The following is an 18608-nucleotide window of genomic DNA, read 5'->3' as shown; positions in this document are numbered from 1 at the left end:
ACACTCGAACTTTAGCCTAATTTTTGGCTCTAATTCGCGCATTTATTACAAATTAGGACTAACGATGTTTCAACTGTTTAAAACGCTATTTGATAAAGTTAACGACAACCTAACGACCAGTAGCGGCAACCTAACTTATGGTTTAACTGATGCGCAATTAGCCTGTGTTTCATTAATGTTGATGGTTGCCTACGCCGACTTTAATAGCGACGAAACCGAACTTGCCTTAGCGCAGCATTATGTTAAGCAAGAATTTGCTCTGTCAGATACCGATGCTAACGCCGCAGTTACTTTAGCCAAGCAACAAGCTAAAGACGCAATTTCACTGCATCAGTTTACTAGCCAATTAAAACAATTAAGTTATGACTCGCGCTTAGCTTTGTTAGATAACCTATGGCAGCAGGCTTACGCTGATAAGGTTCTAGACCCAAATGAAGAAGCGATGTTACGTAAAATTGCCGATTTATTGTTTATTCGCCATAGCGATTACATTCAAGCCAAACTGGCTGTTTGTGACAACAGCCAGTAGCCTAATTTAATCTTCACGCTTGTTAATCACTTCGCCTTCAATCACAGTATGGCCCTGCTGCGCTGACGCTTGCTCAGCTGCGGCCTGTTGCTGTTTTTGCCAAGCATTAATCTTGGCCCGCTGACGAAACAGAAAAATAGGAATTAAAATCCAGCTTAATAACAGCATAAAGATTAAAATAGCTGCGCCAGCGAGTAACATAACACCTAAAATAAACCAAGCTAGCAACCGCTGCAGCGGCCCTGCACTTTGGCGACGGGCAAACATTTGCTGCCATTGGCCGCTTTGTTGTTTAAACGAAGAAAACATATTTACCTCAATTCACCAAGCTCTACCGCGTTAGTTTGGGCGAACGACTATAAGTTCAATAGACGCTCGCCATAAACGCGACAGTCTACTCGGTTTTATTGCTCAGCGCCCAGCGCACTATATCAGCCCAAGATGGCTCTTTACCGTACATTTGCATGCCACGCAAAAACACCCGCCCGGCAACACGACGCATCCAGTAAACAGTTGCGACCAGCAGCGCTAATGATAACACTGGCTGCCACCAAGGCACGGTCATCATGGCCATTTTCACTGGCATGGCTGCAAACGAGGTAAAAGGTATAAAACTAAGCAGTGTCATGCCAAGGCCTGACGGGCTATCTATTACCATAAAGGTAAATACCATTGGCAACCAAGTAAGCAACATTACTGCACTTTTCCCGCTATTATTGGGGTCATCAATAGACGCGGCAATAGCGCCCATAAAGCTAGCACAAAGCAACACTCCCGCCAGCGCAAACGGTATCAACCAGAGTATTACACCAACATTTAGCCAGCTTAAATCTACCGGTTTTGACGAAAACAAACTGACTACCGCCAAACCTATTAGCATAACCAATGCCGACGTTAGCATAGCTTTCATTGCACTAAAGCTATGGCCTAATACCTTACCATCCATCCATTGTTGCGGTGTAACTATGGCATATAATTGTTCGGTAACCCGTTGTTGCTTTTCGCCAGTAATACTCATTAGCACCTGACCAAACGCGGTACTTAACCCCACCAGCAGCAAGATTAACGTGCCCATGGCAATCATTTTTTCCGGTGTATCTTTACCCTTGTAAGCTTGGTCTAAATAACGCATAGCTATAACTTTGGGCTGCTCTAGTGTTGCTAATTGCTCTGCTGACAACCCTATATTCAGCGCAGCTTGCTGTCGGTAATGTTGCTGCAACACCTTCTCTAACTGTTGTAACCATTTTTTACCGGTAAGCGTATATAAGCTAATCTCACCCTCTTGTTCGGTAACAACGGCCTGCCAAGACTGATCACTTTTCATTTGCTCAAGCTGTGTATTTAAGTCGATACTGGGCCGCTGAAACTGAAATAGTTTAGTATTTTCAATGCTAAAGTTAGCCGGTACCGCAATATTATATTGCTTTTTAGTTTCATCATTAAAAAAGCCCCACAATGAAATGGCTGCGACCACGGCTAACATCATTAAATAAGATACCAACTGCTGCTTCCACTTGAAAAACCGCAAAAACTCCCAGCGGGCAACAATTAAACTTTGACGCGAAATCATACTGTCACCTGCAAATTATGTTTTGTCATTGCCGCCAAATAGAGCTGGTGTAAGTCCGCGGTTTGCATTTCTACCTGAGTTAACTCAGCCAAGGCTAACAATTGCTTTAAGCATTCGGATACACCAACATCGTTAACCAAGGTAAGCATATAGTGATTAGCCTGCAACGGTTGTGCTAATAACAATGCCGGCAGCTGCTGTAACTGCTCTAAACTTACAGCACTATTAAAACCTACTTTCATCTCGCGCGGCCCTTGCCCCTGTTGCTGTATTTGTTGCAAGGTACCGGCTAAAACCACCTGACCTTGCGCCATTAACAGCATGTGATCGGCGAGCTTTTCTACCATCGCCATTTGATGCGCACTAAGGATCACTGTCATACCGCGTTGTTTTAATTGCTGCAGAAACAACACTACCTTTTCTTGATTAATCGGGTCTAAGCCTGAAAATGGTTCATCAAGAATTACCAGCGCCGGCTTGTGCAACACTGCCGCTATTAACTGTACCTTTTGTTGATTACCTTTTGATAGCTGCTTAAGCTCATCGTGGCGCCGCTCAAGAAGTTCAAACTCGCCAAGCCAATAGTCCATTTCTTGTAACGCAACGCTTTTACTTAAGCCGTGTAATTGCGCTAAATACAGCAGATTTTTTTCAATACTTTTATCTGGATATAAACCGCGGTCTTCAGGCAAGTATCCTAATAACCGGCGCGGTACATGATCAAACTGCTGATCTTGATAACTAATCATAATGCTGCCGCTATCAGGCTTAGTCATGCCCACTAACATACGAATAATAGAGGATTTTCCAGCGCCATTTGGCCCAAGCAGTGCGAATATTTCGCCACTGTCAATCTGAAAACTTACTTGCTTTACCGCCTGCACCGAGGCGTACGCTTTACTAATAGCCGTAACAATAAGTTGCATAAAAAACCCTATTAGCAGGTTAACCATGGCTAACCTGTATTTATGTACTAATAATGTAAGCTTACCACTACCGAACACACTGCGACCAATAGCAATTTGTTAGTAAATATGTAACAACAGCAATAAAACCGATAAGGTTGTAGGGTTTTAATGCTTAGTACGATATAACATAAAGTGGATCTGAGCTTATTCTGCGCTATCACTAAAGTTAAGGAAATTTTTATGCTGTCGGCATTATTATGAATTCGGACTTATATAAAACTCTAATTCTTGCCACCACACTCTTCTGCTGCAATGCCGCTGCCAATACGCTGCAAATTAAGGTGCAAGATCAGGCTGCAAGCCCGTTAGCTAATGCGGTTATTGAGCTGATAGCAGAGCAGCCGATACCGCAGCTGAACCAACCTCAGATCAGCATTGCGCAACAAGGTTTAATGTTTGTACCCTTTGTTACTGCTGCACCAATAAATAGCGCCATTGAATTTCCAAATAAAGACAAAACTCGGCATCATATTTATTCATTTTCAGACGCCAAAACCTTTGAAATACAATTATATGCAGATACGCCTGAACAACCTGTCATCTTTGATCGACAAGGTATCGTGGTATTAGGCTGTAATATTCATGACTATATGCAAGCGTATATTTATATTGGCGCAAGCCCTTTGCTTGCGGTAACTGATGGAGCAGGAACCGCTGCTTTTTCTGATCTACCAGCAGGTAATTATCAACTTAAACTGTGGCATCCTTGGCAAAAGCAACCACAACAGATTACCAGCATCACACTGACAACGAACACCGAACAGCAGCTGACACTGCCGGTAGAACAAAAAGCCTTACCAACCGCGCCCAAACGCGGCTTTGGCCATTAGTTGCGCTAAGTTAATGATATTCCGATCTTTGCGCACCAAATTCATCTTAGTTATGTTGCTGTTACTTAGCTTACTAGCTACAGCAACCGGCTTAGCAACGCTAAATACGATAAAGCGTAATAGCGAAACTCAAGCTCGCCAAATACTTAACGTTGCAAGTAAAGTACTAAAACAAGCACTAAATAACCGCGCCAGCCAATTGAGCAACAGTGTGCAGATCCTTGCTACCGATTTTGGTTTTCGTCGCGCAGTGGCAACAAAAGAGCAAGAAACCATAGCATCAGCACTGGCTAACCATGGCAGCCGCGTTAATGCCAGCCTAATGCTATTAATTGATACCAGCGGCGATTTACTGGTTAGTTCAGAGCCAAGCATTACGGCAGTAGATATAACGCCTTTATTTAGCCAAACCCAAACTGAAAATAGCATACCTGTTACCGATATTATTCATTTAGCAGGTCAAGCATATCAATTAGTACTCGCGCCAGTTAAAGCACCCAATCTTATTGCTTGGGTGGGCATGGGGTTTCCTTTAGACAGCACACTGGCAGAACAAATATCCGGTATTACTGGTTTAGATATTAGCTTTATTGCCGCCAAGAATAATAATTTCACGTTATTTACCTCAACTCTAGATCTGGATAACCAGCAACGCTTGCCTCGCATTATGCCAGTGCTTATTGCACAAGCTGGTACGGCACAAAATAACACCGAACAAGACTACACCTCTTTGGCAACGGCGCTTGATGCACAGCAGCAACTCTGGGCAGTGCAGCACTTACCTAATGCGCGTTGGTTAGATAGCTATCAACAGTTTCGCCAACAGCTGTTACTTATTTTTAGTGCATCGCTTGCGTTGGCTTTGCTGGTTGCCATTATTTTTGCTCGAAGTATTACCGGGCCACTAAATGCGCTAAGCCTTTTTGCTAAGCGGATCGGCCAAGGCTTTGACGCTACACCACCTGCAGAAGGCAACGACGAAGTAGGTTTGCTTAGCCGTACACTGGTCACTATGCAGCAAGATATTCGCCAACGAGAACAGCAGCTTATTTTTAGTACGGAGCATGACAGCTTAACCGGCTGCTATAACCGTTTAGCAACCGAGCGCTTGCTGCAACCTTGGTTAAACAAGCCAAACAGCTGCCTGTTACAGCTTAATATTCAGCGGTTTAAACATATTAACGATATATTGGGCTTTAGTAACGGCGACTTACTTTTGCAGCAACTTGCTGAACGCTTAAAGCAAATTGCACCAACACCAAAACTATTAGCACGACTAGGTGGTGATGAGTTTTTACTGCTCTACGATAGTCATGTATCAATTGAACAAGTACAGCTTTTGCTCAAGCCATTACTGGATGGTTATATGCTGCAACGTTCAACCATTAACTTAAAGCTAACAGTCGGTATTTATCATTTTAGTGTCAGCGAGACGGGTATAAATGACGTATTACGCCGTGTCGACATTGCCCTGGGCAATGCACGAGGCGCAGCAAACAATATTGCGTTTTATACACCAGGCCAAGACGAAAGCCATCAGCGCGAACTAACGCTAATTCGTGATTTACCTAATGCATTAAAAAACGGCCAGTTTTTTGCTGTGTATCAACCTAAAGTCGATATTCCACAGCAAACATGCAGTAGCGCCGAAGCCCTAATTCGTTGGCAACACCCCGAATTTGGTTTCATCCCACCGGATCAGTTTATTAAGCTAGCTGAGCATTCAGGTAATATTGGCCTGATTAGTAATTGGATGCTAGCTGAAGTAATAAAACAAGCCGCTTACTGGTGGCAGCATGCTATGCCGGTGCAATTGGCTGTAAACCTATCGGTATCCGATTTACTAAACCCAAAGTTAGCTGATGACATTTACGCCCTGCTAACGACACATAACTTACCCGCAGCAGCACTAGCGCTAGAAGTAACCGAAAGCGCGGTCATGGCAGATGCCAGCACAGTTATACAACAATTACAGCGCTTACGGGGGCTTGGTATTACACTGTCAATCGATGACTTTGGCACCGGCCAGTCATCTCTAGCTTATTTAAAACAACTGCCCGTACACGAAGTTAAAATTGATCGCGCCTTTATTAAAGACATTGAACACAACACAAACGACGCGCTTATTGTGGCGGCAACCACCAAACTAGCGCATAGCTTAGGCTTTACAGTAACGGCCGAAGGCTTAGAAAATAAAGCTGGGTTAGAACATCTAATACAGTGTGGTTGTGACAAAGTTCAAGGATATTACTTTGCTAAGCCGCTAGTTGCCGAGCAGTTTTCAGCATGGTTAATGCAATTCATGCAACAACAGCGCAGCACAGAGACAGAAGGCTCTAAATGAAAACAATTCTATTACTGGCGACAATTATCTTAGTGTTCAGCCCGAAAAGCATGGCTAACAGTAAAATTATTGCCACCGGCGGCACCAGCTCAATTGAGGGTAACGCCGGCGGCGGTATCGTACCTTGGGCAGTTATTAACGGTTATGCCAGTAGTGACGAATGGGCAGCGACAGCTTTTATGAGTGTGGTTGGCGTCGATGATTTTACGCTTAACACCTTTGGCGCTAGCCTAACGTATGATAACAATTGGGAATGGTCCATCGCTAGGCAAACCTTAAAGCTTGATAGCTTAGGCGGTGAGCTGGGCCAAGATATCTTTAGCGTAAAATACCATATTGCTGGCGAACTGCTATATACCGCTCTGCCACAAATAAGCTTGGGTCTTCAATACAAAAAGCATCGCGATTTCACGCTGCCACAAGCGGTTGGCGCACGTGATGATAGCGGCGTCGATTTCTACTTATCTGCAACCAAGCTACTCTTTAACCAGATTGCCGGTCGTAATTTACTGCTTAATGCAACAGCGCGGGCGACTAAAGCAAATCAAACGGGTTTACTGGGGTTTGGTAGCGAAACCAATAGCAACTACCAACTAATGCTCGAAGGTTCAGCTGCTCTACTGTTAAATTATAATGTTGCCATAGGCGTAGAATTTAAACAAAAGCCTAACAAATTAAGCTTTGCCGATGAACAACATTGGCGCGATGTGTTTATTGCTTGGTTTATTAATAAACATGTTTCTGTAACCGCAGGCTACGTAGACCTTGGCAGTATCGCCGGTTTTAACAATCAGCAAGGTTATTATTTGTCTATTGAAGGAGCGTGGTAAATGAAATGGATACTAATTACAACGCTATTATTTCTCAGCGCATGCAGCCAACATACAAGACCAAGCCTATACCAGCAGTTAGGCGGTGACGCCGGAATTAGTTTAATAACCGACGCATTATTAAACGAAATTGCTAATGACGAACGTATCGTGCACCACTTTGCGGACACTGACATTGAACGTTTTAGACGTTTATTAGCCGAGCAATTGTGCCAGCTAACTGGTGGCCCTTGTATTTATAGCGGCGGCACCATGCAAGATAGTCATAAAGGCTTTAATATTACGCTAGCTAACTACGATGCGTTAGTTGAAAATTTAATTAAGGTAATGCAGCGCCAGAACATTAGCATCAGTGCCCAGAATCAATTATTGGCACTGTTGGCGCCAATGTATAAAGATATTAGTTACCGCTAAGCCGTTTCATAATTAAACCTGCTAAAGCATAGTTAACTTTAATAAGTGAAGTGCGGCGCTAGCTATGGTTGCTATCATCAATTCAGGCTAAACTGCTGAAAAAATTACAGTGCTGACTATGCGATTAATTATCTTATCGTTTTTATTAATACTATTGCCTGCAACATACGCTGCAGAACCGCTATTAGTTCGTTTAGCCGAAGCAAAAACCAATTCTGAGCAAGTGAGTGAGCAGCTATTAGCAATGCCAGTAGCCAGCAGAAGCACTGAAGACTGGCTAGTGTTAACCGAAACTCAAATGCGACTGCTTAATAAAGACTCAGCGATGGACGCGGTAAATCGCGCAATAGAATCTGCACAGTCTGCCTACCTTAAAGCCTACGGTTACTTATTAAAAGCGCAGGTTTATGGCATTTTATACCGCGATACTACTATTGCCATTACCCAATTAGAAAGCGCTGAACAGTTATTACAACATACTGACGATAACGACAGCATGGCGTTATACAGTGATGTGTTGCAAAGCTTTGCCCAAGCATATAACCAATTAGGCAATATTCCACTGGCAATCCCTTACGCCCAACGCAGCCTAGAGCTAGCATTAAAACAATTGCAACCTGATGCTGAGCTTAAGGCGCATATTACGCTGGGCAGGTTAATGCTGCAAAACAACGCCTATAGCCAAGCATACCAGCACTTAAACGAAGCGTTAGAATTAGCAACCCGCTTGCAAGATACCGACGCACTTGCGTCTATTCATCTTCGGCTTGGCATGGCCTATCGAAAAATTCAATATCACACACAAGCACTCGACCATTTACAGCAAGCTAGCGCCTTGTACAAGCAACTCAAGCGCACTGCCAACTACACTTACAGCTTAATTTATATTGCTGATACCTATTTAGAGGACATAACTACCGCAGACCAAGCGATGAGTTATTTAAATGAAGCTCTAGAGCATGCACGTAAGATGGACGACGTACTGCGCATTGGCGTTGTTACATTATCTTTAGGCCGGTTAGCGGCATTGCAAAATAATGCAGACTTAGCATTAACGCACTTTAATCATGCATTACAGTTGTTTAGCCAACAACAAATATCATCGTACTCGCACGAAACCTTACTAGCATTAATAGAGCTATTACTAAAACAGCAGCAATACCAGCAAGCTAATCACCACCTGCAAGAGCTTGCCCCACAAATGCCGCAAGCTGCTTCTTATTTAAGGTACCGTTTCCATGATGTTTCAGCCAAAATGGCAGCACATGATCGCCAGTGGGCTAACGCTTACAACCATAGCATACAAGCCAGCGCACTACGTTTTGAACAACTTTCTGAACAAAGCAAACTGCAGTTAGACTTAATTAATCAGGGGCTATACCAAGTAACGGCAAGTAAAACACTACAAGCCGAATTAAAGCAAACAAAACAAATAAATATTGAACAAAAACAAAGAATTAAGCTATATATCGTTGCTATAGCATTATTAGTCTTAATATTAGCAGTGGTTTTTATTTGGGTATGGCGACGTAAGGTATTAGCAAAAAAAACGCTAACACTGTCTACACCTAATTGGACAAATTTTTGTCAGCGTATACAGCTTCATTCAGTAACAAGTGATGTCAGCATACTAGCTTACGCCTTAACCAATAGCCCAGAGTTAAAGCGCCAGCATGGCGAACAGCAGCTACAGCATTTATGGCAAAACTTTTTACACCAACAACCAAGTAATACACTGCTCGCAAGCTGTATTTATGACGACGTGTTATGGTTAGCCGCAAGCGGTGACGAAGCATCAGTTAGTACCTTACAAACTAGTTTACTACAGCAACTCAAACCTAGATTAAAAGAGATCTCTGCTGAACAATCTTTACTTAGCTTGCATCTTCCTTTAGCGCAGCTGCTTGAAAAACCGTGGCGTACGCTAGAAATTACTGCACTACGTGAGGCTCTATGGTCAAGCTGGGCACTGTGTACTAACAATCATAACGACGCCAGCGAATATGTAATGTCCATAAGCAGTACACAACCAAGAGCCTGTGAATGGCGCGGTAATATGGTTCGGCAGGATCTATTAAATGCAATACGCTTAGGTAGTATGGTGCTGCGATACAATAACAGGGTATTACCGGCGACTAGCGCCGATAACTTAAACTAACTAAGCACTAACGGCTAAAAGACGAAGACGCTCAGGTAAAGTGTAGCTGACGCTGTGACGAGCTTTCGGGCAAACAAAGCTTAAACTAACCGCTTGCAATGCCAATCCTGTGCTATTTTTATTATTTTCACCGTACTCTGGATCGCCCATAACCGGGTGACCCAGTGCGGCAAAATGACGACGAATTTGGTGTTTACGCCCACTGATTAAATCTACTTCTAACCAGCTTTGCTGAGCTTCAAAGTCAACCTGGTATAAAGAAAACTGGGTTAAACAAGCTTTTCCATCTAGCGCTAATTCTATTTTGCCCGGCTGCAATACATTATCTGCCAACACACCTTTTACTTTTATTAAGTAGCGCTTACTTATTTTATGCTCGGCAATTAATTTACTAAACGCTGCAGCTGAAGGTTTACTATGCGCAATTAACACCAAACCACTGGCTTCACGGTCCAGTCGATGTAATAAAAACACCGGCCGCTTAGCGGAGAAATGTTGCTCAACACTACGTAATAGCGATACATGATCGCCCCACTCATTGCCCTGCGACAACATGCCAGCAGGTTTAAACCACACACTATACTGTTGCTGATCACTTATCAGTGTTGGTGCGGTGCAACTACGCTGCAAAATATCGTCATCATAATGAATGTGTAACTGCTGTCCGGCTTGCAGGTTAGTTTGGGCTCGGCGTAAGCGCTTTTGCGGCTTGCTATTTAATAACACCGCACCTTTAGCCATCGCATCCTTCAACCGCCCTTTAGACAGCTCAGGCACTTGCTGTACGAGTAAATCAATTGCATTAACGCTGCTTGGTGCAACAACAGTGCGTATCAGTTTCATTGCTTTACACATCCTTTACGTTGAAGTTCAGCCAAAATTCATCGGCGCAGCCTGTAATAGTAACAAAGCAAAAGGAGATTTGGTTATGAAAAATATCAACCTACAGTTATTAAGTTGTTTGCTGCTAGCTTTAGCTCTACCGGTTAATGCGACTGAAACGTTGAGTAGCAGCAGCGAACGTCACAGCACGGCAAAATCAAGCTCGTCACCAAAAAAACTTGCCATTACCACGCAGTCTTATCAAAGCCATGTTTGGTTTAATAGTGTTGATATATTTATCAGCGGCGATATTAATAACAACGGCTATTTTCATCAGCTAGAAGTGGAGTTTGATGCGGATACCTCGTTGCCTTATCAACAAGTATTTGCCGAATTTTCGTTACTGCCGACCTACGGTGGTGAAAAAATATATTATACCAGTAGCGTTTTTGAGCTATTTCGCCAAAGCAATAATGATTGGTTAGCCGTAGATACGGTTTTAGAACGTCGTTTTCCAGCCGATGAATATCTACTAACCATTCGCTTGTTCGATGCGAACACCGGCTATCTGCTAGCCGAAATTTCAGGCTTTGACGATAGCAACCTCGATTATCTTCCGTTAGAAGATTACGACCGCGACAGCTATATAACTGACACCACAGTTGTAGTATCTGGCGGCACAACTGGTATCTTTTCACTGCTAGTATTATGCTTAATGTTCTATTCGAGAGTAGGCTTTAAGAGGTGTCAGCGTTAAATGAAACAACTTTTACTGTGCATGTTGCTTGCGGCGCCATTAACTATAGCGGCGCCAATGCAATTGAATATGCAACAATTGCCTGAACACACGCAGTTTACTTACCGCTATGCCAGCATGGGGCAAGCACAGCAGTTACGTTTTGCTATTGAAAACAAGAATCTAACTAATCACTTTCGGCAGTTTCGCGCGTTTAAACCGGTTATGCTGCAGCACTATCTCTGGCGCGATTTACGCGCCCATGTTGCGCAATATCCGGGCGCAAAGCTGCGTAAACTCCCCCCTGCCGACCTATTGAATTACCAGCTACAAACTGCTGACACCACATTACGGCAGCAGTTGAATGCCGAACTGGCGCAACTGACAAAGGAACGCACCGCATTTTATTTGCATCAACAATACTATCACCAACTAGAACTGCCGTGGGGCGAGCTGGTTATTATTCCGGATCATCAACGATTTATGCAGGATAGCCTGCAAGACTTACTGCCGTTAGCTACGGTGTGGCACGATACCTTAGTTAACATGCCCACTCGCCAATCCTTAGCTATGCTAACCAGCTGGATACAGCAAATTCCCTATCAGGATTTATCTAATAGAGCACAGTCGTCTGGCGAGAGCTTTAACCCACCCTTAAAGTTACTAAAAGAAAACCGTGGCGATTGTGACAGTAAAGCCGTTTTATTGGCGGCATTACTACGGATGCTTTTGCCTGATGTGCGTCTGGCCATGGTTTATTTGCCTGAACACGCACTTCTAGCTGTGCAGTTAACCCCCACTAACGATGATATGAGTGTGAGTATCGAAGGACGAGATTACCTGCTAGTCGATGCAACTGGCCCGGCGCAATTAGCGCCCGGACAGATTGCACCACAGTATGAAATATATACCCGAAATGACCATTTCGGATACCAGCTATTATGACGGCGGATTTTGCCTTAACCGACTAATACGTTCAAATATGTCATGCCAACCATAAGGTATACGCTGCACGCCTTGGCTGCTGCCTTTAGATAGACGCTCTATATGCACCAGCAAACGCTTAGATGGCGATAAAATACGCAGCCGATAACGATACTGTAGTGCGTATAAGAAAACGCCGAATAACACCGCATAGCTCAACCAATGCCAGACAAACTCTTTAACTCCGGCGGCAAATACATTAGCTTTATGTTCTAACAAACCTAATGACCATGGCATAGAACTTAGACGCTGCACTTGCAACATATGTTGATCAATATTCTGCGCAGGCATCGTCATTGAATTACTTATTAACTGGCCAAACTGATCTAACAGCATAAACTCAGCGTCCTTGTGCTGCTGATAAATTGGCGCTAATAGCGGCGCCAATTTAATGGCAAATACAAATCGACCAAGTTTTTTATCGTCAGCGTAAAGTGGCAACATAACTGCGGCCTGTTGCTGCAAAAAACTAGAAAAAAATATCTGCCCACGTTCATAGTTCGGCTCAGGTTTACTATCTTTTTGCCATTGCACCAAATAATCGGCAATATAATCGGACCATTTAAGCTGGCCATTGTAAGCAAAGCCTTGCTCTGATAAGTAGTACATACCAACCAGATAGGGTTGAGTTTCTTTCGCTAATTCAAAGTAAGGTTGTAACCGCTGTAACATCATTAATTCAGCGTTTACAGTGCCATCCAGTTGCATCAGCGACGCTTGCTCAGTTACACCACTGTCTAGTTGCAGCAAAGGCAACATATCCTCTGTTGGCTCTGCAGGTATAGATAGCTTTAATAATGAAGCCCGCCGTACCGCTTCCATAAACGCCAGTATAGGTACAAATTCGCTATCAACCTGATTACTAGCTGCAGCTAAACGTAACTTGGTTTGTAATACCTTATCGTCAACACTGCGAAAGTAATGCACTAAAGCACCAAAAGTGGACAATAGCAGTAATAGTATGATGCCGAGCTTAGTGCTACGACGATATTCGATGTAGACAGGGTTTTTCATGCAGCTTCCTTGCATTGTTAGACCTAATTTCGCGGCTATTATAACCATAACCAGCTCAGTTGAACGGCATCATTAGTTAACTAGGCTAGCATTTCAACTTATTTGCTTATAAATTTACTTCCGCAAAAGACGCTAAGCGGCTACGCACCACGCCATTTAAATTAATAGTTGCACTGCCTTCAAAGTTTTTAAATCGCTCTACAATATAGGTTAACCCTGACGTAACCGCAGTTAAATAGTTACTATCAATCTGCGACAAATTACCCGAGCAAATGAGTTTAGTGCCCTCGCCGCAGCGCGTAATAATAGTTTTCAACTGTGCGGCGCTTAAATTTTGGCACTCATCTAAAATTACAATCGCATTTTGAATACTTCTACCACGCATAAAATTAACCGATTTAAATTGAATGTTCGCTTTTTCCATAATGTAATTCACGCTAGCGTGCGGATGCTCATCAGTTTTATGAAGTACCTCTAATGAGTCGGTAATCGCCGCCAACCAAGGCGCCATTTTTTCTGCTTCTGTACCAGGTAAAAAGCCAATAGATTCAGCAATTTCTGGCGTATTTCTAGTAACAATTACTTTGTCGTACATGCCTTTTTCAATTACCAGTTCAAGCGCAGCTGCCAACGCAATAAGTGTTTTACCACAACCTGCAGGGCCAGTTAGAATAACTAAGTCTAAGTGAGGATCTAACAAAGCCTGCATCGCCATTGCCTGATAAATATTTTTCGGCCTGATACCCCAAGCTTGACGATGCATTAACTGTTCGTAGCCAAAATCCTGAATACAAATTTCTGTCTCAGTAATTGATACCACTTTGCCGGCAAAGCTTTCAGCCTCATCAATTAGGTATTCATTTACATAAGCATTGGGTAACAAGCTGCAACTCACATAATGATAGGTGCTTCTGCCGGCATTTTCACTGCGACACTCACCAACCTGGCGCCAAAATTCGCCAGAAAAAACGTAATAACCTTTATACAAAAAACGAACATCGTCAATTAACTGGTCAGTGCGATAATCTTCAACCAGCTTAAGCCCAGCGCCCTTGGCTTTTAGCCGCATATTAATATCTTTGGTTACAAGAATAACTTTAGTTGGGCTTTTCTCCCGCTGCAGATAAAGTGCAGTATTAATGATGAGATGATCATTTTCTCCACCGGGCAGACCGGGTATTTCATCAGAAATATGATGGTCATTAATAATAAACAAGTGACCACCTTGGTTTTGTTCACTTTGCCTAGGTATGGCGACACCTTGTAGCATTTGATCGGGCGAAGCATCTTTTAACACATCTTCTAGTGCGCGTATTGCTACTCTGGCATCGCGGCTAACGTCTTTGTTACGATCTTTAATATGATCCAATTCCTCTAATACGGTCATTGGAATGATAACGTCATGCTCTTGAAAGTTTAGGAAGGCAAAGGGTTCATGTAGCAGAATATTAGTGTCGAGAACGTAGATTTTTTTTTCATTATCTTTTTTTCGCGCCATACGGCTATCCCCTTAACTGAAACAAGTTTATGAGTTGTGCCATAAAACAAGCATAGTGCAACACGCGTTTTTTTGCCTGAGCAAAAGCAAAATCTAACGTAATTTCATACACTCATAGCACTATTAAACATTTTTCATAAAAAACTAAAAATCAGCAGTGTTATTAATTGCAAATTCAGATGCAGCCCAACCTGATTCCTAGTACCATAGCGCGCCATTTTAACTGATTGAGTACAGAATGAAGTTTGCTCTGGGACAACGCTGGATTAGCGATACAGAATCCGATTTAGGTTTAGGCACTATAGTTGCGCTGGAAGGCCGTCATTTAACACTTTTATTTCCAGCCAGTGGCGAAACCCGCCTTTACGCCCAAGCAGAAGCCCCATTAACTCGGGTACAATTTAACGTTGGCGACGAAGTGGCAAGCGCTGATGATTTTAAAATACTCGTCAGTGCCATTAAAGAACAACACGACACTTTAGTATATTGCGGTACGCGTTTAGACGATGGCAGCTATGTTGAGCTAAGAGAAACATTTCTTGATCACTTTATTAGCTTTAATCAGCCACAAGATCGTTTATTTGCCGGCCAAATAGACCGCTTTGATTGGTTTAGCTTACGTTATCAAGCTTGGCAGCATGTGCATCAACAACAACAAAACCCACTACGGGGTTTATCTGGGCCTCGTGTTAGCTTAATTCCACATCAGTTGCATATTGCTAACGAAGTGGCACAGCGCCATGCGCCGCGTGTATTGCTTGCCGATGAAGTAGGCTTAGGCAAGACTATTGAAGCTGGTTTTATTATACATCAGCAACTGATTAGCGGCCTTGCTAGCCGAGTAATGATTGTGGTACCCGATTCATTGCAACATCAGTGGCTAGTAGAAATGCTACGCCGTTTTAACTTGCACTTTTCGGTATTTGATCAAGAACGCTGTGAACAGTCAGCCTTGGATAACCCCAATCCGTTTGATACTGAACAGCTGGTATTATGTAGTTTATCATTCTTAAAAAACCAACCTCGTTGGCACCAATTAGCAACACAAAGCCAGTGGGACTTATTGGTTGTGGATGAAGCGCACCACTTACAGTGGAGCGAGGATAACCCAAGTGAAGAATATCAACGCATTAGCGACTTAGCGCAAAATACGGCAGGGCTTATTCTGTTAACGGCCACACCCGATCAGTTAGGCCATGAAAGCCATTTTGCCAGATTAAAGCTGCTAGACCCTGCTCGTTTTCATAGCTACGACGCATTTTTGCAGGAGGAGCAGCGCTACCAGCATATTGCTACTGTAGCTATTCCGCTATTAGAGCAGCGTATTTTAACTACTGCAGAAGCTGCCGCACTGCGTCAAGCGTTAACTGAAAGCGATATTAGTAGTGAGCTTAAACAAATAAACGATGTGGATGCTAGCGCAGAACTGCAAGCTCAAGCTCGTCAACGATTATTGTCTCAGCTGTTAGATCATCACGGCACTGGCCGTATACTATTTCGTAATAGTCGTGCCAGTGTGAAAGGTTTTCCTCAGCGTCATGCTCATCTGACCCCGCTTGTATTACCAGAACAATATCAAAACGCATTAAAAGTGCACTTTAGCCTTAATCCGTCACTGACAGAAGCCCAGCGAATTCGGGCCAACTTATTTCCTGAGCAAGTATTACAACAGCTTGATACCAACAGTAATTGGTGGCAATTCGACCCACGTGTTGACTACTTATTAAACCTATTGAAACAACACAAGCATGATAAGTTTTTACTTATCTGCGCTCATGCCGAAACCGCAATTGCGTTAGAAGAAGCCGTGCGCGTGCGTGAAGGTATTCGTGCCGCTGTGTTTCACGAAGGGATGACAATACTGGAACGCGATAAAGCCGCCGCTTATTTTGCTCAAGAAGAATATAGTGCACAGTTATTAGTCTGCTCGGAAATAGGTAGTGAAGGCCGTAATTTCCAGTTTGCGCATCATTTAGTATTATTTGATTTGCCGCTCAATCCAGATTTATTAGAGCAGCGAATTGGCCGTCTTGACCGAATTGGCCAACGTGAAGATATTCAAATTCATTTACCGTATTTTACTAATCATAGTCAGCAGGTATTGTTGGAATGGTATCAGCACGGGTTAAATGCCATAGAACATACGTGCCAAACTGGCCGTGTCGTATTTGAACATTTTTCCCCCCAATTATTGTCGCTATTAACTCAACCAAATATCGACACACAACTACTTGCCAATATTATTGAGCAAACTCAGCAACTCAACGCTGCATTAAAACAAAAATTAGAGCAAGGCCGAGATCAACTGCTGGAAATAAACTCTGGTGGTGGCGCCGCTGCAAAAGCATTGGCAGAACGGCTGGCAACACAAGATAATGACACCGCTCTGCCTATGTTAATGTTTAAAGCCTGGGATATGCTGGGTATTAATCAAGATGACCGCAATGATACTAGCATCATTCTTTCACACTCTGAACACATGCACTGCACCAGCTATCCTGGGTTAGGTGATGATGGTGTAACTGTTACTTTTGATAGAGCAACCGCACTAGCAGAAGAAGATATTCAATTATTAAGCTGGGACCATCCAATGGTTCGCGGTACGTTAGATATTTTGACCACCGAACCCCATGGCAGTAGCTCTGTTGCTATTCTAGTAAACAAAGCGCTACCCGTTGGCAGTTATTTATTAGAATTAAACTTTATTGTTGAAGCCAGTGCTCCAGCTACGTTACAACTGAATCGTTACTTACCTGCAACCCCACTACGCTTACTGCTAGATAAAAATGGCAATAATCTTTCTGAAAACGTTAGCTTTGAGCAATTAAATAAGCAGCTAAAGCCAATTGGCCGACAAAATGCGAGCAAGCTAGCCAGCGCATTACAAACTACAGTGCACCCCTTAATTGCCAAGGCAACCAGCTTAGCGCAAACCAAGTTAGATACTATTGTCGGTAAAGCACAACAACACGCGCAGCAAACATTGTATGAGCAACAACAGCGTTTAGTTACGCTAAAAAAATTTAATCCATCAGTGCGCCAAGATGAAATTAACGCATTACACAATCAACAACTACAAATAGCCGATTACATTAGCAAAGCACGGTTAAAGCTAGATGCTATTCGGCTAATTGTTGTAAGCCACGATTAATTATGTTGCTGCATTATGCACCACCAATGTCGCCTTATTTAGATATTTTATATCAGGATGATGCGCTGGTGGTGTTTAATAAACCCAGTGGCTTACTTACTGTGCCTGGCAAAGCGCCCGAACATAAAGACAGTCTAGAATATCGTGCTCGGTTAGTTTGGCCTGGCATTCGTATTGTTCATCGGTTAGATATGGCCACCTCAGGCGTAGTATTAATGGCGTTAACCGCTGCTAGCCAGCGCGAACTTAATCGCCAATTTCAGCAACGCGAAACCGAAAAGCATTATATAGCTCGAGTAAAAGGTAGCGTAGAAGCAGATACAGGCAGTATTGATTTGCCATTAATTTGTGATTGGCCAAATAGACCAAAACAAAAAATATGCTATCAATATGGCAAGCCTTCATTAACGCATTATCAGGTACTGCAGCGTGATCAAAGTTCAACACGACTTAAATTAACGCCAGTTACTGGGCGCTCACATCAACTAAGAGTGCATTTGCAGTGGTTAGGTCACGCAATCCTCGGTGATAAATTTTACGCCGATGACATCTCTTATCAAGCCGCCAGTCGCTTATTGTTGCATGCTGAAAAGTTGACATTTTACCACCCAGATACGGGACAGCCCTTAATATGTTTTGCTGCTTGCCCTTTTTAATTTAAAAAAGTACTACAACATTAACCCACCGTTCATATAATCGATGTATAATAAGTTCAATAATGTTTTTAAATTATTTAAATGATATGTACGAAGCGCAT

The 18608-nt window shown here is 43.0% G+C and carries 16 protein-coding genes; 10 read left to right on the top strand and 6 right to left on the bottom strand.

Annotated elements, in window-relative coordinates; all coding sequences use genetic code 11:
* Positions 1-64 precede the first annotated feature (64 nt).
* Complete coding sequence (locus MN199_RS00645; protein ID WP_132581345.1) at positions 65-529, top strand: tellurite resistance TerB family protein; 465 nt, start codon at positions 65-67, stop codon at positions 527-529.
* Positions 530-535: 6 nt separating this feature from the next.
* Here MN199_RS00645 and MN199_RS00640 read toward each other — a convergent pair whose 3' ends face one another.
* From MN199_RS00640 to MN199_RS00630, 3 genes are all read right to left on the bottom strand, one after another.
* The gene (locus tag MN199_RS00640) at positions 536-838 is read right to left on the bottom strand and encodes a hypothetical protein (RefSeq protein ID WP_132581343.1); all 303 of its coding nucleotides are present in this window, start codon (positions 836-838) and stop codon (positions 536-538) included.
* 85 nt (positions 839-923) lie between these two features.
* Positions 924-2102: an ABC transporter permease gene (locus tag MN199_RS00635; RefSeq protein WP_132581341.1), complete on the bottom strand. Its 1179-nt coding sequence runs from the start codon at positions 2100-2102 to the stop codon at positions 924-926.
* Complete coding sequence (locus MN199_RS00630; protein WP_132581339.1) at positions 2099-3028, bottom strand: ABC transporter ATP-binding protein; 930 nt, start codon at positions 3026-3028, stop codon at positions 2099-2101. Before MN199_RS00630 ends, MN199_RS00635 begins: the two co-directional genes overlap by 4 nt.
* A gap of 239 nt (positions 3029-3267) precedes the next feature.
* Between MN199_RS00630 and MN199_RS00625 the strand changes: the two genes are divergently transcribed.
* The 5 genes from MN199_RS00625 to MN199_RS00605 all read left to right on the top strand — a co-directional run bounded on the left by MN199_RS00625 (position 3268) and on the right by MN199_RS00605 (position 9646).
* Positions 3268-3900: a carboxypeptidase regulatory-like domain-containing protein gene (locus tag MN199_RS00625; RefSeq protein ID WP_132581338.1), complete on the top strand. Its 633-nt coding sequence runs from the start codon at positions 3268-3270 to the stop codon at positions 3898-3900.
* Between the two features lie 28 nt (positions 3901-3928).
* Positions 3929-6244 carry a bifunctional diguanylate cyclase/phosphodiesterase gene (locus tag MN199_RS00620; RefSeq protein WP_335738073.1) on the top strand — a complete coding sequence of 772 codons (2316 nt, stop codon included), beginning with the start codon at positions 3929-3931 and terminating at the stop codon, positions 6242-6244.
* Positions 6241-7074, top strand: a complete 834-nt coding sequence (locus MN199_RS00615; RefSeq protein ID WP_335738072.1) for a DUF3034 family protein — start codon at positions 6241-6243, stop codon at positions 7072-7074. The genes MN199_RS00620 and MN199_RS00615 overlap by 4 nt, the downstream gene beginning before the upstream one ends.
* On the top strand, positions 7075-7488 hold the full coding sequence (locus MN199_RS00610) for a group I truncated hemoglobin (RefSeq protein WP_335738071.1): 414 nt from the start codon (positions 7075-7077) through the stop codon (positions 7486-7488).
* 118 nt (positions 7489-7606) lie between these two features.
* Positions 7607-9646, top strand: coding sequence for a tetratricopeptide repeat protein (locus MN199_RS00605; RefSeq protein WP_335738070.1), 2040 nt, complete (start codon positions 7607-7609; stop codon positions 9644-9646).
* On the opposite strand, the gene MN199_RS00600 is transcribed toward MN199_RS00605, so the two are convergent.
* Positions 9647-10489 carry an RluA family pseudouridine synthase gene (locus MN199_RS00600; protein ID WP_335738069.1) on the bottom strand — a complete coding sequence of 281 codons (843 nt, stop codon included), beginning with the start codon at positions 10487-10489 and terminating at the stop codon, positions 9647-9649.
* A gap of 85 nt (positions 10490-10574) precedes the next feature.
* On the opposite strand from MN199_RS00600, the gene MN199_RS00595 reads away from it, so the two are divergent.
* Both MN199_RS00595 and MN199_RS00590 read left to right on the top strand, forming a co-directional pair.
* Positions 10575-11225 carry a choice-of-anchor H family protein gene (locus MN199_RS00595; RefSeq protein WP_335738068.1) on the top strand — a complete coding sequence of 217 codons (651 nt, stop codon included), beginning with the start codon at positions 10575-10577 and terminating at the stop codon, positions 11223-11225.
* The gene (locus tag MN199_RS00590) at positions 11226-12149 is read left to right on the top strand and encodes a hypothetical protein (protein ID WP_335738067.1); all 924 of its coding nucleotides are present in this window, start codon (positions 11226-11228) and stop codon (positions 12147-12149) included. It abuts the gene before it with no gap.
* On the opposite strand, the gene MN199_RS00585 is transcribed toward MN199_RS00590, so the two are convergent.
* Positions 12144-13202, bottom strand: coding sequence for a hypothetical protein (locus MN199_RS00585; RefSeq protein WP_335738066.1), 1059 nt, complete (start codon positions 13200-13202; stop codon positions 12144-12146). The genes MN199_RS00590 and MN199_RS00585 overlap by 6 nt on opposite strands.
* Before the next feature lie 106 nt (positions 13203-13308).
* On the bottom strand, positions 13309-14700 hold the full coding sequence (locus MN199_RS00580) for a PhoH family protein (protein WP_132581322.1): 1392 nt from the start codon (positions 14698-14700) through the stop codon (positions 13309-13311).
* Positions 14701-14938: 238 nt separating this feature from the next.
* Between MN199_RS00580 and rapA the strand changes: the two genes are divergently transcribed.
* Entirely contained in the window at positions 14939-17851 is a 2913-nt protein-coding gene (gene rapA / locus MN199_RS00575) for an RNA polymerase-associated protein RapA (protein WP_335738065.1), read from the top strand.
* Positions 17852-17853: 2 nt separating this feature from the next.
* Positions 17854-18507: a pseudouridine synthase gene (locus tag MN199_RS00570; RefSeq protein ID WP_418338057.1), complete on the top strand. Its 654-nt coding sequence runs from the start codon at positions 17854-17856 to the stop codon at positions 18505-18507.
* The last annotated feature ends 101 nt before the right edge of the window (positions 18508-18608 follow it).

Origin of the sequence: Rheinheimera metallidurans (assembly GCF_036983985.1) — a bacterium.
GTDB classification, from domain to species: Bacteria; Pseudomonadota; Gammaproteobacteria; order Enterobacterales; family Alteromonadaceae; genus Alishewanella; species Alishewanella metallidurans.
Note: the sequence above shows the minus strand (reverse complement) of the source record. Positions and strands in the feature narration are given on the sequence as shown.

Excerpts from the sequence above, each read along its gene's own strand:
- MN199_RS00645 (WP_132581345.1), top strand. The coding sequence starts at position 65 with ATGTTTCAACTGTTTAAAACGCTATTTGATAAAGTTAACGACAACCTA.
- MN199_RS00640 (WP_132581343.1), bottom strand. The coding sequence starts at position 838 with ATGTTTTCTTCGTTTAAACAACAAAGCGGCCAATGGCAGCAAATGTTT.
- MN199_RS00635 (WP_132581341.1), bottom strand. The coding sequence starts at position 2,102 with ATGATTTCGCGTCAAAGTTTAATTGTTGCCCGCTGGGAGTTTTTGCGG.
- MN199_RS00630 (WP_132581339.1), bottom strand. The coding sequence starts at position 3,028 with ATGCAACTTATTGTTACGGCTATTAGTAAAGCGTACGCCTCGGTGCAG.
- MN199_RS00625 (WP_132581338.1), top strand. The coding sequence starts at position 3,268 with ATGAATTCGGACTTATATAAAACTCTAATTCTTGCCACCACACTCTTC.
- MN199_RS00615 (WP_335738072.1), top strand. The coding sequence starts at position 6,241 with ATGAAAACAATTCTATTACTGGCGACAATTATCTTAGTGTTCAGCCCG.
- MN199_RS00610 (WP_335738071.1), top strand. The coding sequence starts at position 7,075 with ATGAAATGGATACTAATTACAACGCTATTATTTCTCAGCGCATGCAGC.
- MN199_RS00605 (WP_335738070.1), top strand. The coding sequence starts at position 7,607 with ATGCGATTAATTATCTTATCGTTTTTATTAATACTATTGCCTGCAACA.
- MN199_RS00600 (WP_335738069.1), bottom strand. The coding sequence starts at position 10,489 with ATGAAACTGATACGCACTGTTGTTGCACCAAGCAGCGTTAATGCAATT.
- MN199_RS00595 (WP_335738068.1), top strand. The coding sequence starts at position 10,575 with ATGAAAAATATCAACCTACAGTTATTAAGTTGTTTGCTGCTAGCTTTA.
- MN199_RS00590 (WP_335738067.1), top strand. The coding sequence starts at position 11,226 with ATGAAACAACTTTTACTGTGCATGTTGCTTGCGGCGCCATTAACTATA.
- MN199_RS00585 (WP_335738066.1), bottom strand. The coding sequence starts at position 13,202 with ATGAAAAACCCTGTCTACATCGAATATCGTCGTAGCACTAAGCTCGGC.
- MN199_RS00580 (WP_132581322.1), bottom strand. The coding sequence starts at position 14,700 with ATGGCGCGAAAAAAAGATAATGAAAAAAAAATCTACGTTCTCGACACT.
- rapA (WP_335738065.1), top strand. The coding sequence starts at position 14,939 with ATGAAGTTTGCTCTGGGACAACGCTGGATTAGCGATACAGAATCCGAT.
- MN199_RS00570 (WP_418338057.1), top strand. The coding sequence starts at position 17,854 with ATGTTGCTGCATTATGCACCACCAATGTCGCCTTATTTAGATATTTTA.